Source organism: Mucilaginibacter sp. P5_A6 (assembly GCF_056400585.1).
This window is the reverse complement of sequence record NZ_JBFUKZ010000004.1, coordinates 199,194-218,390: the sequence shown is the minus strand read 5'-3', so window position 1 is coordinate 218,390 and position 19,197 is coordinate 199,194. Positions and strand designations below refer to the sequence as shown.

The window sequence follows — 19,197 nt, the reverse complement described above, 5'->3', positions numbered from 1 at the left end:
CCCGCCTGCGGATAACTACAGGCGGGGATATGGTTTAACCTTCAAACAAAAAACTCATGATACTCAAATACAGAAACGCATTGGCAGCCAGGTTTTGTCTTGGCTTGCTATTGCTGAATTATAATGCACAATCAAAAAATAACTTACCATTAACGGATACGGTTTTAAACACCCCAGGACCTGACGCAGTGGTTAAACCAGGCGATTTTTCCATTGCCGTACTGCCCGATACGCAATACTACCTGGCCCAGGCACAGCTTGGCGGAACCTTTGATATGTTTAAAGCGCAGATTAACTGGATAAAAAAGAACCAGGTTAAAGAAAATATAGCCTATGTGGCGCATATGGGCGATATTACTGAGCATGGCGATAACCCGGTTACAGAACGGGCCGAATGGTACCTGGCCAAAACCGCGCTTTACGGCCTGGAAACCCCGGTAAGCATACCCTATGGGCTGGCTGTTGGTAACCATGATCAGTTCCCGTCGCAGTATCCGGTTAAAGGTTCCACCAGTAGCTATAACCAATATTTTGGTATAAAGCATTTTGAAGGGCGCCCTTATTACGGCGGTCATTATGGCGAGAATAACGATAGCCACTACGACCTGTTTACTGCCGGCGGCGTTGATTTCATTGTATTATTCCTGGAATATGACGCTTTTAATGAAGACCAGGCGGGCATGTATTCCTGGGCCAACCAGGTTTTAGCCAAATATACCAGCCGCAAGGCAATTGTGGTAAGCCACTCCATTTTGCATTTTAACCCGGTAACCGGTTCCAACACGCCGCAGGCACCTTTTAACGCGCAGGGTAAAGCTATTTATGAAAGCCTGAAAAGTAACCCCAATTTGTTTATGATGCTTTGCGGACATGTTGGAGACAATGGCGAGGGTTATCGCACCGAAACCTATAACGGGCATACAATTAAGGCTTTCCTGAACGATTATCAAAGCCGGCCTAACGGTGGGAACGGTTTAATGCGCCTGTACAAGTTTTCGGTTAAGCATAATGAATTGTCGGTCAGGACATTTTCGCCTTATGCCAAAGAAAACGAAACGGATGCTGACAGCCAGTTTACCGTGCCTTTATTTGATACTCCTGTAAAGTAAGCAGCTATGAAAATCGTTTTAAAAACATTGGTAATTATTGTGCTGACAAGCTTCCATGCCCTGGCACAAAAGCCGAAATATGTAGTTATCATCAGCATTGATGGCTTCAGGCCCGAATTTTATAGCGGCCCAGCCTGTTTTTTGGCGGATTGCTGCTTTTCCCAATTACCGAAACAAGACGTAGTTACCGTACCTCTTTGATAACGGACCAGGTAAAGATCATAAAGAGGGGCAGCGGCTTGATAGTATAAATGACACGTAGGTTGCAGCCGTCTTTTTTAAAAGCCCTGTTCAAAATCATAGCGGCCGTCCTGTCGGCCGCTATGCCTCTTTTTAACTTAGTTTTTGATGATCTTATAAATCCCTCCTTTGGTATTTCCGGGGCCGGTATCTGGATTGGTTGAAAAATAGAGCTCGCCTGCCGGGTCTTCACCAAATCCGGTTATTTTTAGGTTTGAGGGAAGATTTTGTAAGGTGATATCTCCCCTTTGCCATTTATTACCTGCTTTTTTCAAAAAGAACACCTTTCCCACCCAATCGGCAAACACATATTTGCTTTTTAAAGCAGGCATTTGTTGCCCGTTATAAACGTAACCCCCAATAACACTCACCCCAATTTTATGGCTGTATTCAGCGATGGGCATGGTAATTCCCTTAATAACACATCCTGTGGCAGGGTTATAGCAATGTGTTCCTTCCATTAAACGCCAGCCGTAATTAGCACCCTTGGTAACAATATCCACTTCTTCCCATAAGTCCTGACCAACATCGCCGGCAAACATTTGACCCGTGGCGCTGTCGAAGGAAAACCGGTATGGGTTACGGAAACCGTAGGCCCATATTTCGGGTTTTGCGTCTTTTCTGCCAACAAAGGGATTGTCTTTAGGCACCATATATCCAGCCCTGGCATTAACATCTACACGCAATATTTTAGCCAGCCAGGTATTCAGTTCTTGTCCGTTACCCGTTTTTCCGTGTCTGTCACCCTGGCCACCGCCATCGCCAAATGAGATATATAAATAGCCATCGGGACCAAACCTGATACAGCCGCCATTATGGTTTGATTCCGGTTCTTCAATAGTAAGTATAATACGCCCGCTGTTAGTTTCAACCATACCTGAACCAGCCGATAGCTTATACTCGGCTACAACGCCAGTATGATCTGATTGCTGAGCGGACGGCCTGCTGTAAAACACATAGAATTTTCCATTGGTTTTAAATTTTGGGTGCAGGGCAATACTCAATAGCCCCCGCTCTTCATAACTATTGCTTAAATCTACCAGCTTACTGTGCAGATCAAGTAAAGCATCCTCCCTTAATTTCCCGTTCTTAACTACCCGGATCTTCCCGGTTTGCTCCGTAATCCACACATCTCCGTTACCCGGGAAGGCCATATCCGTAGGGGCATTCAAATTTTCAGCAACCAGTTGAACTTTTAAAGTTATGGTTGATGGCTCTTCTATTTTCGTGGCCGGTTTGGCGTTATTAAAAGATGGGAGCAAGCACATCAAAATGCCCGAGCCCAGGAGGATAACCAATGGTGCCCATAATTTTGATGGTTTCCATGCGAGTTTATTACGGAATTTGCTTTTCATTATTTGGTTAGTTTCAGGTTAGTATTTATTTATCAGGTCAAACTATAGTGCCCAACTTGAATCGGCTGCTTTCAAAGTTATTTTTTCATTTGCGCCCGTGTTAAAAGTAATTGTTTTACCATTAAGTATTTCCGCATTTTTCCCTTTGCGAATCAAGTGCACTTTTTGATCCGGCCATGGGTTTTCCATAGTGCAGTTTCTGCCTTTTTCGCTAAGCAGGCTAACATATTCAACTTTCCCGTTTTTTAATTTACTGCTGATCACAAATGCGCCATAAGCCCTGAGTTTATCAAAACTTGCGTCTTTTGCGTGGTTCCAATTTGGGAATAGCCGCACTACGCCTTCATAGCTTTGCAACAGCATTTCATTAATGGTGAGCGGTACGGCAGCAAGAGTTTCAATACCGCCTCCGCTTTGAGTGATCCACAGGTTAGGTAATGATTGCGCGGCAATACGGGCTTTCAAATAATTTAAAATCTCATCCGGGTTATATCCCGCACGTACTGCTCCGGGGAAGCAAGTTTCTATCCCATTGCCCAGTGTATTACCCCAATCGGCAGGGCTTTCTGCCCTGTCTTTCCAATGGGATATATCACTAAGCAATATTTTATTAAACGCTGGCGTGCTAATTGGCCCTGCAACACCACCGGGTAGTAACACCCCATGAATAGATACGCGCGACAATCCATCCGCACGGTTCATCCACGCTGAGGGGCTTTTCTCAGCGTTTTTCAGGGCTATTCTGCCATTAGTTTCTCCCAGGGGGAAATCGCTGATGCGATCGCGGATATCCTGCCATTTAGCCTGCCGGTTTTCGTCCATCTTTAAAAAGCTGCTTACATCCATCGTTCCCTTAAAAAGCATTTTTACCAAACCTAATGAAAGTGTGGAGTTAAAATCGCCCAGCTGGTTACGCCATTGCCCTTTATTTTTAAGGTTAGGCATTACTTCGCCAAAATGATCATTATAGATCACATAACGGTTATTTTCCAGCTTCAAATAGTCTTCCCAAAAGTTTGCACACTGCAACAGGTAAGGATATATCCGCCGGGCGTAATTGGCATCATAGGTACTGTAAAAGCGCATCAGCATGTTGCCCGCACCAAAAACTGCATTAATTTTTTGCCCCAGGAACTTATAGCCATGATCAATAGTATCTTCCCGCGAACCATACCGTTTTTCCATTTCATCTGGAGTAAGCGGCCAGCGCGTGGTACACAATCCTTTTGGCCCGATGCCAACCGGGTAATAGATGCCATTGATATGAAGCAGGTCCTGTGCATGGAATTTGCCCATTTTCATGTAATCCAACAAGGGCTGGTCATAATTATCAACCAAATCGATGTAATTAGATGAATAGGCTGCCCAGAAGGGCGCTTCATAATTATAATTCAGATGATAATCGCCACCCCATGAGGTGGAGTCACGGGTAATGAACGGTCCCCATATACCGGGAGCAAATTTATTCCCGCGTGTGGTACATGCAAACAGGTATTGAGAAGCATAATAATATTTTTCAAGCACCGTATCCCCAATTTTTATATTTGAACGGCCCCAAAAGCTTTTCCACCATTGCTCGTGTACGGTTTGTATTTTCCCAATCTGCCCCGGTGTTAATAACCGGGCCTTGTTAATAGCGGCGTCCTTCCAGTCCTTACGATCATGATTGGTATACATGATAATTGAAATGGTTACTTTTTGATTGGGTAATAGCGTAACCGTTCCATCATTTTTCAGTTCAGCGCCTAATACTTTCATGGCCAATATTACATGCGAGGGCCACTCCAGCATAGGGGTATTTTCAAAAGAACGGCTTACCCAAATCACATCGCCTGCTTTACCGGCATGGTTAACAGCCGTATTACCTTTAGCCGACCATAAATTTAGTTTTAGACGACAGGTTTTATTGGCCGAAAAACTGGCTATCATCATATTGTTTTTTGCTGCTACCCAGGTATTAAGAGTAACCGTGAGCCCGTTTTTTTTGAAAGATGCTTTAATAACAGCCTTGTCCTGTATTTGCTCGGCGTAATAGGCTGCGCCTTTTAGCGCATCAATACCAATAGTTAACCCGCCCGGCAAAGCAATGCCGCCGCCGGGATATACCGGGTATGCCCGCCAGAAATCGTTTTTACCCAAAAAGAAACATAAATTTTCGGGACTGCCGCCCATCGTCAGACCGATATCCCCGTTACCGGCAAGCGGTGCATCTGGTGTTTTTGAGGTGGGTGTTTGTTTGGGAGGCTGAGTAAATATTGCTTTATAGCGCCCGGCGTAAATAAACTGGGCATAGCTTTGCGCGGGACAAACCAGCAGGAGGATAATTATCGTTTTTATTAATTTCATGCCCGGCGAGAAACAGAATTGCTTTTCATACACTAAAATTTTGGAATTAAACTAATGCAGACTACGGGTTTACAATGACTGAAATTAATAAAAGCTTTATTCATCCAGCGGCTTTTATGCGTATATGACAAAATGAGTGATTAAATAGCTAATATTTCGTCTGTTCAGCATCTGAATTAAGCATTTATTCACTTAAATCCCCATATTATCTCAGCCCTCGGAAGACAAAATAGTGTTACAACTGGCTAATTTGCGGTGTAAATCTGAGCTCCGGAACATCGATATTGTCTCCTTAAATTATAGTTTGAATAGGGTAATTGTTTTTCACTAAAAAACTATAGCTATACTTAAATCAATATAGAACCTGTAATATTTAAATCATATGTATCATGCAACTTTGAGGGGCTTTTTTTTATTGTGCTTATTGCTCTTTAAATCGCATGCTTTTGGCCAACAACAAAGCCCAAACAACCCGGGCAATGGGAACCCGGTTATTCCGGGATATTTTGCCGATCCAACGGTAAAGAAATTTGGGGATACCTATTACATATATGCTACTACCGATGGCAATGGCGGAGGTTTAGGCCCGTCACAGGTATGGACCTCCAAAGACTTTGTGACCTGGACCATGCAGGATATGAACTGGCCAACCACGCACAATTACTGGGCGCCCGATGTGGCCTTGGGCAACGATGGTAAATATTACCTGTACTATTGCCAGCCAACAGTCGAGATCTACGGCGCGTCGGCTTCAACGCCTACGGGACCCTGGACACCTTTGTTTGCAGATGGTAAACCAGTTTTAACAAACTTATATGTTCCGGGTGTTATTACGCTGGATGGGCAAACATTCAGAGATGATGACGGTAAATTTTATATGACCTGGGGAACCTGGGGCATTTATCCTGGTTACGGCTGCGGGGTGGGGCTTTTAAACCCGGACATGAGCTCTTTTGCGAAAACTGCGCAGATACCGAATACTACAGCTAAAGATTTTTTTGAGGCATCTTACATGTTCAAACGCAAGGGCATCTATTATTTGCTTTACTCATCGGGCTTTTGTGAAGATGGAACCTATCGGGTTCAATATGCCACCAGTAAAAAAAGCCCGATGGAAGGCTTTGCTTATGGTAAAAATAACCCCATACTGACTACCGGTGCAGATGGCTCGGTACACGGGCCGGGGCATAATTCAGTACTACAGGTGGGTGATGACTATTATATCATTTATCACCGGCATAACAACCCACATTCGGGCGGTGGCTATCACCGGCAGGTTTGCGCAGATAAACTTGTTTTTGATGCTGAAGGTAATATTGAAAAGGTAATCCCTACCCATACGGGCATTGGCTCATTAGCCAAAACTACCAACGACTATCCCAACCTGGTCTACCAAAAAAAAGTAACCGCTTCTTCATTCTATAACGATGATTATAAACCCGAATTCGCGGTAGATGATAATAACGGTACTTTATGGAAGCCAAAAGATAATAGTACGGCTCCGGCATGGCTGCAGGTAGATCTTGGCGCTGTAACCACTGTTAAAAAGGTGTTAACGCAATTTGAATATGCAACCTGGTATTATCAATACCTGATAGAATATTCACTTGATGGAAGGCAGTGGCAAACCTTTGCTGATAAAAAGAATAACCACTGGCATGGCAGTCCGGCTGTTGATGAAGGAGATGTGAAGGCAAGATTTATAAGGCTTACCATCACTGGCGCCGAATATCCGGGTTTATATAAGGCCATATGGAATTTGAAAGTATTTGGGGGTGGCGGCCATGAACCTGTACCTGCCAATATCCATAAGGCTGTGGCACAGGTTAAGTACAGCCAAAAAGGTTTGTTGATTGATATTGATGCCGATGCATTACAACCAGGTACAATAGTTAATGAATGGAGAAATAAAGGAACACTTGGCGGGGTATTTAAAGCTGCTGGAAAAGCACCGTTTGTTGATTTTGTTGCAGGTAAAAAGGCCGTTGTATTTAGCAGCCGGGAATCATTAAAATCAGTTTTTGGTGTACCGCTTTCGCTGGCCGGCAATAACAGCTATACGGTATCCTTTTGGGCGTACACATCACAATTAAAAGATGAGAATCCATTATTAACCTGGACCGAAAGTAGCGAGCAGCTTACCTGTGCCGAATTTGGATATGGGAACAATAAAGATATGGGAACTGCCCGGCACATTGGCTTTGCCGATTTTCCGTATTCCAATGGAGCACCGGCAGCGGGTAAATGGCATTATATTGCTATTACCTTTGATGGTACTTTTGAAAAGGTATTTGTTGATGGTAAGCTTAATAATCAGGAAAATAAAATGCTGTTTTTGCAATGTGCAAATAACTTTTTAATAGGATCGCAGAATAATGGCCCGGCTTATTTTTCGGGAGCCGTGGCTTCGCTGCAGGTTTATGATATAGCGTTAAGTGATACAGCGGTCAAGGGTTTATACGGCAAGGTTAACGAGCCCGATGTTGCTATTTACCTGGATGCTGCCAAATTGCTTTACGGTAAGTTAAGTAACTGGTCTAATGATGGCGGCAATGGCGGTGCTTTTCAACCCGTTAATGCTGAACCGGAGGTGAAAGATGTAGCAGGCAGGATTGCATTAAATTTTACTGGTAAAGAATCCCTCGTTTACAAAGCGCCAATGATATTAACAGGTGATTATAGTATTGCCGTAAATGTGTACACCCCCGTATTGCAAAAAAACAAGGCGCTTGTGGTATTTGATAGCAATAAACAGAAGAATAGCGCAGGTATACATTACAATGCCTCTGCCGGTAAATGGCACCTGCTAATCAAAACAGTTAAAGATAAACAGGTTAAGGAATACCTTGACGGCAATTTACAGTCTGCTGCTGTATTAGCTTACGGGATAAAGCGTATAGATAGCTTATATATAGGACAGCCCGGTGGTAAAAGTTTTACCGGAGCTATTACAAATTTGACTGTATACAAACATAGCCTGAATGTTCAGGAAGTTAAATCAATAACAGCTGCATGGCTCCAAAACCTGCACCCGCCTGCGGGTGCTGTATTAAATTATAGGTTGATGCCGAAAGCAGTATCGCCGCAAATGGTACAGATGGAGGCAGGTTATTATGGAGCAAATAGGGGAAGTAAGCTTCAATATTATTTTACCCGGCTGAACAATAAAGATTCTATCAAAGCAAGCGGATGGACCGATGATCCCTATTATATTGATTATGGACTTAAGCCTGATGAACAATATAGGTATAGCTACAAGATCAGGGACAACTTCGGGAATGTAACGGCCAATAGTTTGCCTGCAAATGTTAACACCGGCGTATCGCAGTTCACTATTTATACTGATGGTTTTTCAAAAGCTCAGGATTATTTATCATCCGGCACAACAGGCTCTGTTTGGGATGGGGTTATAGGTAAGGGCGAAAAACAATTGGCCACAAAAATTGCAACTGTTAATAATAAAGCGCTCCGGCTGGAATCGCAGGGTTCTAACTGGGATGGTAATGCTCCTTACGGGCCGTTTCTGTTCAAGAAGGTTAAGGGGGATTTTGTTGCCGAGGTGGAAATAACCGACGTAAGTGGTTTAGCAGAAAAGAAGGTTGCAGGCAACAACGAAGTCGGGTTAATGGTGCGTGCCGCTACTGAGATTAACAAAAATGTATCCGCTGAACAGTTATTACAAAATGGCATTTTTCCTGCCTGGAATGTTGGTAATATGTTCACCAATTTTGTTGCGGGAAACCGGCAGCAAACTAACATACAGTCGGCCTGGAACTATAATAAATATTTGCAGATACAACGTAAGGGTAATTGGTTTTACGTGCGTACCAGCAAAGACAATATTAACTGGATGGACCTGCCTGGCAGCCCGGCTTTACGGTTGGATTTGGAAAATAAGGAGGTACAAGTTGGTCTATACCAATGTACGTATGGCCCCAAAAGTGCTTATGGCGAATTTTCAAATTTTAAACTGGTTTTACCAACAAGATAACTTTTCTTTTGCCAATCAATTTTGTAATTCATACCCCCGGTTTTTCCAATAAATCACATTTTAATAAACTATTTGTATTAATTGTAATTACAACAATTACAAGATTTTTTCAGTACTTATATAGTATTAAATTAACATAATGGTGTGGTTAATTGGGTTTATTATTGTTTATTTAACATTTAATTAGTTTTTAAAAAAAGGGTTAAAAAAAAGATATTTTTTAGGTTTTTTAACAGCTCATCCGTTGAAAATTAACAGATGATAGCAACATTTTATCCAGTTAATGCAAAGGGTTGGTTATTAGAGTTAAGTAATTGTAAATTCAAAGTGGATTCATAAAAATCAAGATGAAAGTTTTACAATTTACTATCCCTGTACCACACGATAAAAGCGTGATTGCAGAAAAAGTTTCTCTGCCGTATCACTATCCTTACCTGCACCGCCATAAAGAAATACAGATCACCTGGATCCAAAGGGGGGAGGGTACCCTGATAGCCGGTAACAACATGCATGATTACTCATCTGGCGATATATTTTTACTGGGTGCCAACTTGCCGCATGTATTTAAAAGCAACCCCGAATATTTTGTAAACGATGGCAACAAACAAATAGAAGCCATATCCATATTTTTCAATCCCGAGGGAGCACTCTCCTCCTTATTTGATTTGCCCGAGCTGAAATTAAGCAAAATGTTTATGCAACAACATCAGCAGGGCTTTAAAGTGCTGCATGGCGCGGTTGATAAGGTATCGCAAATTATGATGGGGCTAAAAAATGCTTCGGGTACAGATCAGCTTGTGCAGTTTTTTAATTTGCTTAAAGGACTCACCAATATCAAGGAGAAACTTGATCCATTATCAATCTATGGCAACTTACCGGGCATAACCGAAAACGAGGGCATAAGGATAGGTAACATCTATAACTTTATTATGCAGCATTACAGCGAGCAGATAACCCTGGAGGATGTWGCCAAAGTAGCCTTCATGACSCCMGAATCTTTTTGCCGCTATTTTAAGAAACATACCGGGCATACCTTTATTTCATTCCTGAACGAGATCAGGATMAACGAGGCCTGTAAAAAACTGATAGCCCATAAGTTTGAAAGTATAAATACKGTTGCCTACAAATGCGGCTTTAAAAGCATCACCAATTTTAACCGTGTTTTTAAATATGTAATAGGCAACTCGCCACGCGGYTAYCTTGATTCYTATAACAAYAACCTCATTAGCCTGAGCAGGGCAGCAAGCTAAATTCATTTGATTAAATAACTACTTCTACTTACGATTTAAAAAATATCGCCTACATATTTTATATGGATACTCATACCACATTTAAACCATCGTTAAGGTTAATTGACGCAACTATGCTGGTAGCCGGCAGTATGATCGGTTCGGGCATTTTCATTGTAAGCGCGGATATTACCCGAAATGTGGGTAGTGCGGGCTGGCTGCTATTTGTTTGGCTGATAACCGGTTTTATGACCCTGACGGCTGCCTTAAGCTATGGCGAGTTAAGCGCTATGTTCCCCAGGGCCGGCGGGCAGTACGTTTATCTGAAAGAGGCTTATAACCCATTGGTAGGGTTTTTATATGGCTGGAGTTTTTTTACCGTGATACAAACAGCAACCATAGCAGCAGTAGGCGTAGCGTTTGCCAAGTTTACAGCTTATTTAATACCGCAGCTTAGCGAAACACTGGTGGCTATTGATCTTGGTTTTATAACCATATCGCCTGCCCAGCTGCTTTCTATACTGGTTATTGTGTTGTTAACTTACATTAATACCCGTGGGGTAAACAGTGGTAAAATTGTACAAACTATATTTACAATGGCCAAGTTGCTTAGCCTGCTGGGGTTAATTGTGTTTGGCTTATTCGCGGTAAAGGCATCTGTATGGAATAGTAACTGGCACAATGCCTGGAGCATGCATAGCTTAAAAGCCGATGGATCAATTGGAACTTATACTACACTTGCTGCATTAGGAGCAATAGCCGCAGCCATGGTGGGTTCTATATTCAGCAGCGATTCATGGAACAACGTTACCTTTATTGCCGGCGAGATCAAAAACCCAAAGCGGAACATTGGTTTAAGTCTGGCTTTGGGTACGCTGATAGTTACGGTTATTTATATTTTAACTAACATTATGTATACTGGTGTGCTTTCATTACATGATATTGCTGCTGCCGATAAGGATAGGGTAGGCGTAACCGCATCGCAGCAGATCTTCGGTAGCTGGGGTACCATTATTATTGCCCTACTTATTATGGTATCAACTTTTGGCTGTAATAACGGACTGATCATGTCTGGTGCTCGTGTGTATTACTCTATGGCAAATGACAGGTTGTTTTTTAGACGGGTTGGTACGCTTAATAAAAACTCGGTGCCGGGTTTCGGTTTATGGCTGCAATGCGTATTTGCCTGTTTGTGGAGCCTGAGCGGCAAATATGGTGACCTGCTGGATATGATATCATTTGTGGTAGTGGTTTTTTATGTGCTCACCATCATTGGCATATTTATATTGCGTAAAAAAATGCCCGATGCCGAACGGCCTTATAAAGCTTTCGGATATCCGGTTTTACCGGTAATCTACATAGTCATGGGGCTGGCATTTTGCTTGTTGCTCATTAAGTATAAACCCACTTATACCTGGCCCGGTTTGATCATTACGCTTGCCGGTATTCCGGTTTACTATGTGATAAGCAGATCGAAACAGAAAAAAGATAGTGAACCGCTGCAACTTATCAGGAATTAGCATATCATCCACAATTAAAAAAAATATTTATTACTATGATCAGATTTTTTTTACTGATATGCCTTGTGCTGTCATTCCAGTTAACTTATGGCCAAAATGGAAAATATATTAGTTTAACTACCGCTAAATTCTCTGCCGGGGATGCGCCCGATTGGAAGGATAATGTTTTTAACGACAGGCAATGGAAAGATATTAAGGTTGGCGAGGTATGGCAAAGCCAGGGATATCCGGATTATCATGGGTATGCCTGGTATCGTATCCATGTTGTTATTCCATCAACATTAAAGGAGCAATCGGTTTGGCGCGATAGTTTGCGTGTTTTTTTGGCCCATGTGAACGATGCGGATGAAACTTACTTTAATGGTATGCTAATAGGTAAAACAGGAGCTTTTCCTGATGATAAGGGAGGTTACGTAAGCAAATGGCCGGCAATTCGTAATTACTGTGTAGCGGCAAATAATCCGGCTATTAAATGGGACAGCGAAAATATCATTGCCATAAAAGTATATGATGGAGGAGGTTCTGGTGGCATATTCATGGGCGCGCCGTTTATTGATATGCTGGAAAAATTTGACGGTATTGCATTTAATCTTTCCGGAATAGATTTTTTACCCGGTAATAAGGCAGAGCGGAAACTATCAGTGATTAACAAATTCAACACGGCTATTTCCGGGACTTTTCATTACCAGGTCATCGATGAAGTGCCGGGGAAAATTATTGAAGAAAAAACTATTAGCTCATCTTTGTCCGCAAACGTGAATAAAACGTACACGCTTACCTTTCCGCACCGCGAAGGAATAAAGCTGGTTTACGATTTTAAAGAAAAGGTATCGGGAAAAGTAAAAAGTTTTACGGAGGTAGCTCCATACCTGCTAACCCCCAAAGAATCGCCTAAGCCGATGATCAATGGAACGGCATTGTTAGGAGTGCATGCAGGCTCACCAATAGTTTATAAGATCCCGGTTAGTGGGCAAAAGCCTTTTAAATACAGCATTAAACACTTGCCGGCAGGGTTAAGCTTTGATCCGCAAAAAGGTATTATAACAGGCAGCATTAGTAAAAATGGCAGCTACACCCTATATATTTCTGTAAGTAATAGTTTAGGTAATAGTAAAAAAGCGTTTACAATTAAAGTTGGAGATCAACTGGCTCTTACGCCACCCATGGGTTGGAACAGTTGGAACTGCTGGGGGCTAAGCGTAAGTGATGCCAAAGTAAAAAGCTCGGCCCAGGCCATGATTGAAAAGGGATTGACCGATTACGGCTGGAATTATATTAATGTTGATGATGGCTGGCAGGCCGCCCAAAGGTCAAATTCCGGAGAGATAGTTCCTAATGAAAAATTTCCGGATATGAAGGCATTGGGCGATCAATTGCATCACGAGGGATTAAAATTTGGCATTTATTCATCGCCGGGAGCTAAAACATGTGGTGGTTTCTTAGGTTCATTGGGTCACGAAGCGCAGGATGCCATGACTTACCTTAACTGGGGAGTTGATTATTTAAAGTACGACCTGTGTAGTTATTCGGATAATATAGCAGGCGATACTACTCTTTTCGCGCAGCAAAAACCTTACATTATAATGCGCGATGAATTGAAAAAACAACGCCGGGATATGGTCTATAGCATTTGTCAGTATGGCATCCATGATGTTTGGAAATGGGGAGCAGAAATGAATGGTAACCTGTGGCGTACAACTGAAGATATTACCGATACCTGGGAAAGCCTTTATGGGATTGGTTTTAGCCAGGTTAATAATTCGGCTTATGCCCATCCTGGTGGCTGGAATGATCCGGATATGCTCATTGTAGGTATGGTTGGCTGGGGCGAAAGCTTGCATCCATCAAACCTTACCCCATATGAACAATACACGCATATCAGTTTATGGAGTTTGCTATCGGCACCCCTGCTTATTGGTTGCGATATGAGCAAGCTTGATGAATTTACCTTAAACCTGTTAAAAAACCGCGAAGTGATTGCAATAGATCAGGATGTACTTGGTAAACAGGCGGAGCTACTGATAAACAATAAAAACATACAGGTTTGGGTTAAACAACTTGCCGATGGCAGCAAAGCCATAGGTATATTTAACATGGGCGAAAAATATAAAAGCTACAGTTTGCCGCTTAACCAAATCGGTATTAAAAAACCTGTTACTGTACGTGATGTTTGGAAGCAGAAATACATAGGCGCCTCAATGAGAGATATATCCTTTAATATACCTCCGCACGGGGTGAGGTTATTGCGCATTATCAGCAAGTAAACAATTAAAAGGTAATTGGTGGTTAATAGTTGTTAATTTATTAGCAAAACAAAGCTTTCACCTTAAGTAATTTTAATCAATATAAATTCCTTATCTCTATGTATTGCATTCGCTCGTATTTTTATTCTTTTTTTTTAATTGTGTTGGTTTTTGTAACGACAGGCAGCTATGCACAACAGAAGCAAATTATGCCATACCAACCATCACATAACGAAGTTTTACGATCATACATCAATGCCGATAAACTTGATTCTGCCTTGAAGAAATTAGCAATCAATTATAATATTAAACCCAACTGGCAACCAAATAACAAACAGTTTTGGTACGGCAAGCGGGTAAAAAACAACGAAACCGACTATTATTTTGTAGATGCTGAAAAAGTTTTAAAACGCAAAGCTTTTAACAGTAAACAAATGGCTGATGCCATTAGCACAGTACTTGCTAAACCATTACCGGTGAGTAAGCTGCATATAGCGCAAATGTATTTTAGCGAGGATGAAAAGCAAGTAACATTTAAAACAGATAATAACTGGCTAAAGTGCGATTTGAGTAGCTATCGCTGCGAAAAAACAACCGATACATTATTTAAGAGTTATGATCCTAATGAGCCGCTTCAAAAGCGCAGATATCGTTGGGAAGGGTTAACGGCCGATTCTGTTTCGCCGGATAAACAATGGATTGCTTTTGTAAAAGGCGGCAATATATATGTAAAGTCATTGAAAGGATCGGCCGAAATTCAATTCACTACTGATGGTAACCTTGATAAACCTTACGGCGAGGTTTCCTGGGCTCCTGATAGTAAACACCTGGTGGGCTACCATATTGACCCTAAAAAAACAAAGGAGGTATATTATATTCTCAGTTCGGTATCCGGAACAACACGGGGTCAACTTAAGTCGCATGAATATGACCAGCCCGGAGATGAATTTACTTCTTATGAGCCGTTTATTTTCAGCATAGCCGATAAAGGGAAATTAAAGATTGATGCAGAAAAACTTGACTTTTTTGGAGCACCGGCGCTGCACTGGCGCGACGGGAACAGCCGGTATTTTACTTATGAAAAAGTTGACCGGGGGCACCAGCGTTTCAGGGTTATTGAGGTAGACGTACAAACGGGGAAAACACGCAACATCATAGATGAAAAAACAAACACCTTTATCTATGAGCAAAGGATCTATACTCGCTACCTGCCTAAAACGCATGAGATTATATGGATTACTGAGAAAGACGGGTGGCGCCATGCTTACCTTGTTAATGAATTAACAGGCAAGGAAAAGCTGATTACTTCAGGCAACTGGGTTGTGAGAGACATTGATAGTGTGGATATTAAAAAAAGAGAGATATGGTTTAACGCGAGCGGCAAAAATGCAGGCGAAGACCCTTATTTTATCCACTATTACCGCATAGGTTTTGATGGCAGGAACCTGGTTGACCTAACCCCCGAAAAAGGCAACCACAACCTTACCTTTTCGCCCGACAGGAAGTATTATATTGATACCTATTCCGAAGTTAATACATCGCCGCATATTGTGCTTAAAAATACATCAACCCTTAAAACAATAACCGAACTGGAGCACCAGGAATTGAGCGATCTGTTAGCTACCGGTATTAAATTGCCCGAGGTGTTTGTTGCCAAAGCCCGTGATGGCAAAACAGATATTTGGGGCGTTATTTATCGCCCGGCTAATATGGATCCTGCTAAAAGCTATCCTGTTATCGAAAATATATACGCCGGTCCGCAGGATTCATTTGTCCCCAAGAGTTTTTCAGCGATAAACGAAATGCAAAGCATTGCGCAATTAGGCTTTATAGTGGTACAGATTGATGGTATGGGTACGGCCAATCGTTCAAAAGCTTTTCATGATGTATGCTGGCATAATCTGGCCGATGCCGGTTTTACTGACCGTATTTTATGGATGCAGGCTATGGCTGCAAAATATCCGCAGGCTGATATCAGTCGTGTGGGAGTTTATGGAACATCGGCGGGGGGGCAAAATTCTGCCGGGGCGTTATTGTTCCATCCTGAATTTTATAAAGCTGCAGTATCGGCATGTGGATGCCACGATAACCGGATAGATAAACAATGGTGGAATGAGCAATGGATGGGTTACCCGGTAGGGCAGCATTATGAGCAGCAATCAAACATTACCAATGCCGATAAATTGAAAGGTAGTTTATTGCTGATTGTAGGCGAGGCTGATAACAATGTTCCGCCGGAGTCGACTTATCGCTTTGCCGACGCCCTGATAAAACATAATAAGTATTTTGACCTGTTAACTATACCCGGAATGGGTCACAGCGATGGCGGACCATATGGCCGCAAAAAGGAAAGAGATTTTTTTGTGAAACACCTGCTGAATACCGAGCCGCCTAACCGTAACACAGATGAAATTACCGTTGTAAATACCGGGGAAACAGCACATCATTTAGCTGATCAATAGCCCATTTATTCATGCTTTAAATTATGTGACTCCTATTAATTAACTATCATTGGCATGTTCATTTGCAAACAGGCACAGTACTATATATTGTGCCTGTTTTGTTTAATTGATTGCTAAATAATTATAAAATTAAAACAGGGTAATATATTGTTATTATGTGTTAAAATAACAATTAAAAAGACTGTATTAAGCTTATACCGCAAAGAGCGCTCAATCCCCGAATTGCAAACAAACCAGCGAGCAACAGCCTTTTGGAGTTCGCTGCAATCTGGCTCGTTGTCAGACGAAGCCCAGGCGATAATCCCATCAGGGCGTATCAGTACGGCGCTTACACCTAATCGGTCTTTTACACTACCCGAAACATACTTCAATTGGTCGCTGTATTCGCCCGCCAAAGTTTTAAGTGAAGCATTCATATCAAAATCGAGCAATATCCCTTTACCATCGTGCATTAGCTCGCCAATCCTTGCCCCGTCTTCCAGCTCAAAGTTGGGAACGCTGTGGCCTACCAAAGGGTGGTTGCCATTGAGGTTGTAGTGTGTGAAAACACCCCAGACCCGTCCTGCAATATAGGTGGCACCATCGCGCGTGTTCATGAGGTCGCGGAAAATCGCGTTCAGCGCGCGGGTATGGGGCTCTGGTTTCATGATTGCAACCTGGGCGCGTGACCAATCCAAAACCTGTGCCCCAATTGGGTGCCGTTCGGTATAATAACTATCCAACAAGCCTTCCGGAGCTTTCTCCCGGATGGTTGCAGCAAGCTTCCAGCCCAGGTTCATGGCATCGCCCAGCCCGAGGTTAAGTCCCTGGCCTCCCAGTGGCGCGTGAATGTGCGCGGCGTCGCCGGCTAAAAGTACCCGTCCGTTGCGGTAGGTTGTGGCCTGCCGTGCGCGGTCAGTCCACGTGGTTGCAATATGCAGGGCGCTGATAGTTACGTCGGTGTTCGAAATGCGGCGAAGCACCTCCTGTACGTGCTCGGGCGTGATTGGCTTTCCTGAATTATGAAATCGCCCGGCGTCAAAATCCTGTATCATCAGGTAACCTGGCTGCGACTGCAGGTACATGCCTGTTGGTGTCACGTTTCGGCCTGGACTGAGCTTCCCCGGGTCGGCGATGTCCACTTTCGCAGAGTAGCCGGTAAATTCTGGCTCCGTACCGGCGAAATCAAAACCACCTGCCTTGCGAACAATACTACGGCTTCCATCGCAACCCACCAGCCATTTACCTTTAAAAGATTGGTCACCAGATTGAACAGTTACGCCGTTCCCGGTTTGATGAAAGCCTGTAATGGCAAGGCCGCGCTTTATTACTACACCCAGGGATTCTGCGCGGCGGGATAGCACCGTTTCGAGCTCCTCCATTTCAGAAATTAAACTGGTTTCGGTGGAGCCCGGCAGGTGATGCTTCCACTGCGAGGTATCGATATCGCCATCATGGAATGGAATGCCGGCGAAGTGTCCTGCCTGGCGGCGCGGCCCTTGTACGGCGTTTTGGTGGGGGCTTTTAATGCGTTTATGTACCTCAAGTTCGTTTAGCAATCCGCGGCGGTAAAAGGCTTCAATAGTAGGCGCCGAAAGTCCCCGTATCCCGAAGGGAAGTTGCTTTAAGGGCGAGTGTGGATTTTCCGCTTTTTCCAGTATCAGGACTGAACATTTGGCCAGTGCCAGTTCACAGGCGAGGTATAGGCCAACAGGCCCTGCGCCGGCAATGATCACATCGTGAATAGAATGATTTTGTGCGGATTTATTGCTTTTAAGTGTTGCTTTCATATTAGAATGATTGAAACACAAATGTCCGGAATGCTCCTGCGTCAGGATTGTATAAACGCGACAAAATCGCTGCTTAAAGCCTGTTTTCCTTTCTTTGCTTTTCGCGCGAAGGCTGCTGGCGTAGTGCCGCTGTAGCGCTTGAATTCCCTGCTTAGGTGGGATTGATCGGTATAGCCAAGCTCATGAGCTAAGCCGGCGAGGTTAATAGCCGGATAAAGCCATAATCGGTTTCGTACCTGCTCAAAGCGCATCAGAGCCGACACGTCTTTAACAGTATAGCCAGAAGATTGCTTGAAGTTTCTTTCCAGTGTACGAACCGTGGCGTGAGCCGCCGCCGCTACCTGGCTTACCGGTATAGTGCCATTTGCTTCCCTCATAGCAACTCCCGCTTTGAATAGCATACTGTCAATAGCAATCCCCGACCGTGCATCCAGGAAATACTGTTTTACCTGAGCCAGCGCTTCGTCTATCCTGCCGGCAAGAACCAACTTATTCAACGTGGATTGAAGCCGGGCGATGGGATGCTCAAATATGCGCACTCCGCCTTTACCGGACGGCAGTCCGAGCAAATCGAACACGGTCCAGGGAAAGCACCTGATGCCAATGATCTCTAAACGGTTTTTTGTGTAAAAAAGAACAGGCTGATTGAGCAGCCCCATCATAAACGGTGATGGCAATGGCTGCAAGCCTCCATTGTAAGAAATACTACAGCCACTTCCGAAATGAAAAATAATTTCTGCGTAGCCATCGGGTACTACCTCAAAATCCGATTGTAGTTCTCCAGATTCTCTTCTGTTGTACCAAAAGCACTTTATGATATCCCGTAGCTCTTCGGGAGGCTCAAATTCCTGGTGCTGCATTTTGAAAGATAGCATATTTGCGATATATTGGATACAAGTATGGATTTAATTACTCAAATTTAAGGCTATGTTA

The 19,197-nt window shown here is 43.2% G+C and carries 11 protein-coding genes; 7 read left to right on the top strand and 4 right to left on the bottom strand.

The window, feature by feature from the left end; translation table 11 throughout:
• Positions 1-56: 56 nt before the first annotated feature.
• Together AC1DO4_RS06500 and AC1DO4_RS06495 are read left to right on the top strand one after the other, a co-directional pair.
• Complete coding sequence (locus tag AC1DO4_RS06500) at positions 57-1,109, top strand: metallophosphoesterase (protein WP_477414019.1); 1,053 nt, start codon at positions 57-59, stop codon at positions 1,107-1,109.
• A gap of 6 nt (positions 1,110-1,115) precedes the next feature.
• The gene (locus AC1DO4_RS06495) at positions 1,116-1,310 is read left to right on the top strand and encodes a hypothetical protein (protein WP_477414017.1); all 195 of its coding nucleotides are present in this window, start codon (positions 1,116-1,118) and stop codon (positions 1,308-1,310) included.
• 137 nt (positions 1,311-1,447) lie between these two features.
• Here AC1DO4_RS06495 and AC1DO4_RS06490 read toward each other — a convergent pair whose 3' ends face one another.
• Positions 1,448-2,704 (bottom strand): PQQ-dependent sugar dehydrogenase, encoded by a 1,257-nt coding sequence (locus tag AC1DO4_RS06490; RefSeq protein WP_477414015.1) that lies wholly within the window; start codon positions 2,702-2,704, stop codon positions 1,448-1,450.
• Positions 2,705-2,746: 42 nt separating this feature from the next.
• Positions 2,747-5,050 (bottom strand): glycosyl hydrolase family 95 catalytic domain-containing protein, encoded by a 2,304-nt coding sequence (locus tag AC1DO4_RS06485; RefSeq protein ID WP_477414013.1) that lies wholly within the window; start codon positions 5,048-5,050, stop codon positions 2,747-2,749.
• A gap of 382 nt (positions 5,051-5,432) precedes the next feature.
• Between AC1DO4_RS06485 and AC1DO4_RS06480 the strand changes: the two genes are divergently transcribed.
• From AC1DO4_RS06480 to AC1DO4_RS06460, 5 genes are all read left to right on the top strand, one after another.
• A complete protein-coding gene (locus AC1DO4_RS06480) occupies positions 5,433-9,041 on the top strand; it encodes a family 43 glycosylhydrolase (protein WP_477414010.1) in 3,609 nt (1,202 codons plus the stop codon).
• 347 nt (positions 9,042-9,388) lie between these two features.
• Entirely contained in the window at positions 9,389-10,291 is a 903-nt protein-coding gene (locus AC1DO4_RS06475) for an AraC family transcriptional regulator (RefSeq protein WP_477414008.1), read from the top strand.
• A 62-nt stretch (positions 10,292-10,353) separates the two neighbouring features.
• Positions 10,354-11,790 carry an APC family permease gene (locus AC1DO4_RS06470; protein ID WP_477414006.1) on the top strand — a complete coding sequence of 479 codons (1,437 nt, stop codon included), beginning with the start codon at positions 10,354-10,356 and terminating at the stop codon, positions 11,788-11,790.
• Positions 11,791-11,825: 35 nt separating this feature from the next.
• Positions 11,826-14,054 carry a putative Ig domain-containing protein gene (locus tag AC1DO4_RS06465; protein ID WP_477414004.1) on the top strand — a complete coding sequence of 743 codons (2,229 nt, stop codon included), beginning with the start codon at positions 11,826-11,828 and terminating at the stop codon, positions 14,052-14,054.
• Positions 14,055-14,242: 188 nt separating this feature from the next.
• Positions 14,243-16,495 (top strand): S9 family peptidase, encoded by a 2,253-nt coding sequence (locus tag AC1DO4_RS06460; RefSeq protein ID WP_477414002.1) that lies wholly within the window; start codon positions 14,243-14,245, stop codon positions 16,493-16,495.
• A gap of 113 nt (positions 16,496-16,608) precedes the next feature.
• On the opposite strand, the gene AC1DO4_RS06455 is transcribed toward AC1DO4_RS06460, so the two are convergent.
• Entirely contained in the window at positions 16,609-18,264 is a 1,656-nt protein-coding gene (locus tag AC1DO4_RS06455) for an FAD-dependent monooxygenase (RefSeq protein ID WP_477413999.1), read from the bottom strand.
• Between the two features lie 41 nt (positions 18,265-18,305).
• Entirely contained in the window at positions 18,306-19,139 is an 834-nt protein-coding gene (locus AC1DO4_RS06450; RefSeq protein WP_477413997.1) for a helix-turn-helix domain-containing protein, read from the bottom strand.
• Between the last annotated feature and the right edge of the window lie 58 nt (positions 19,140-19,197).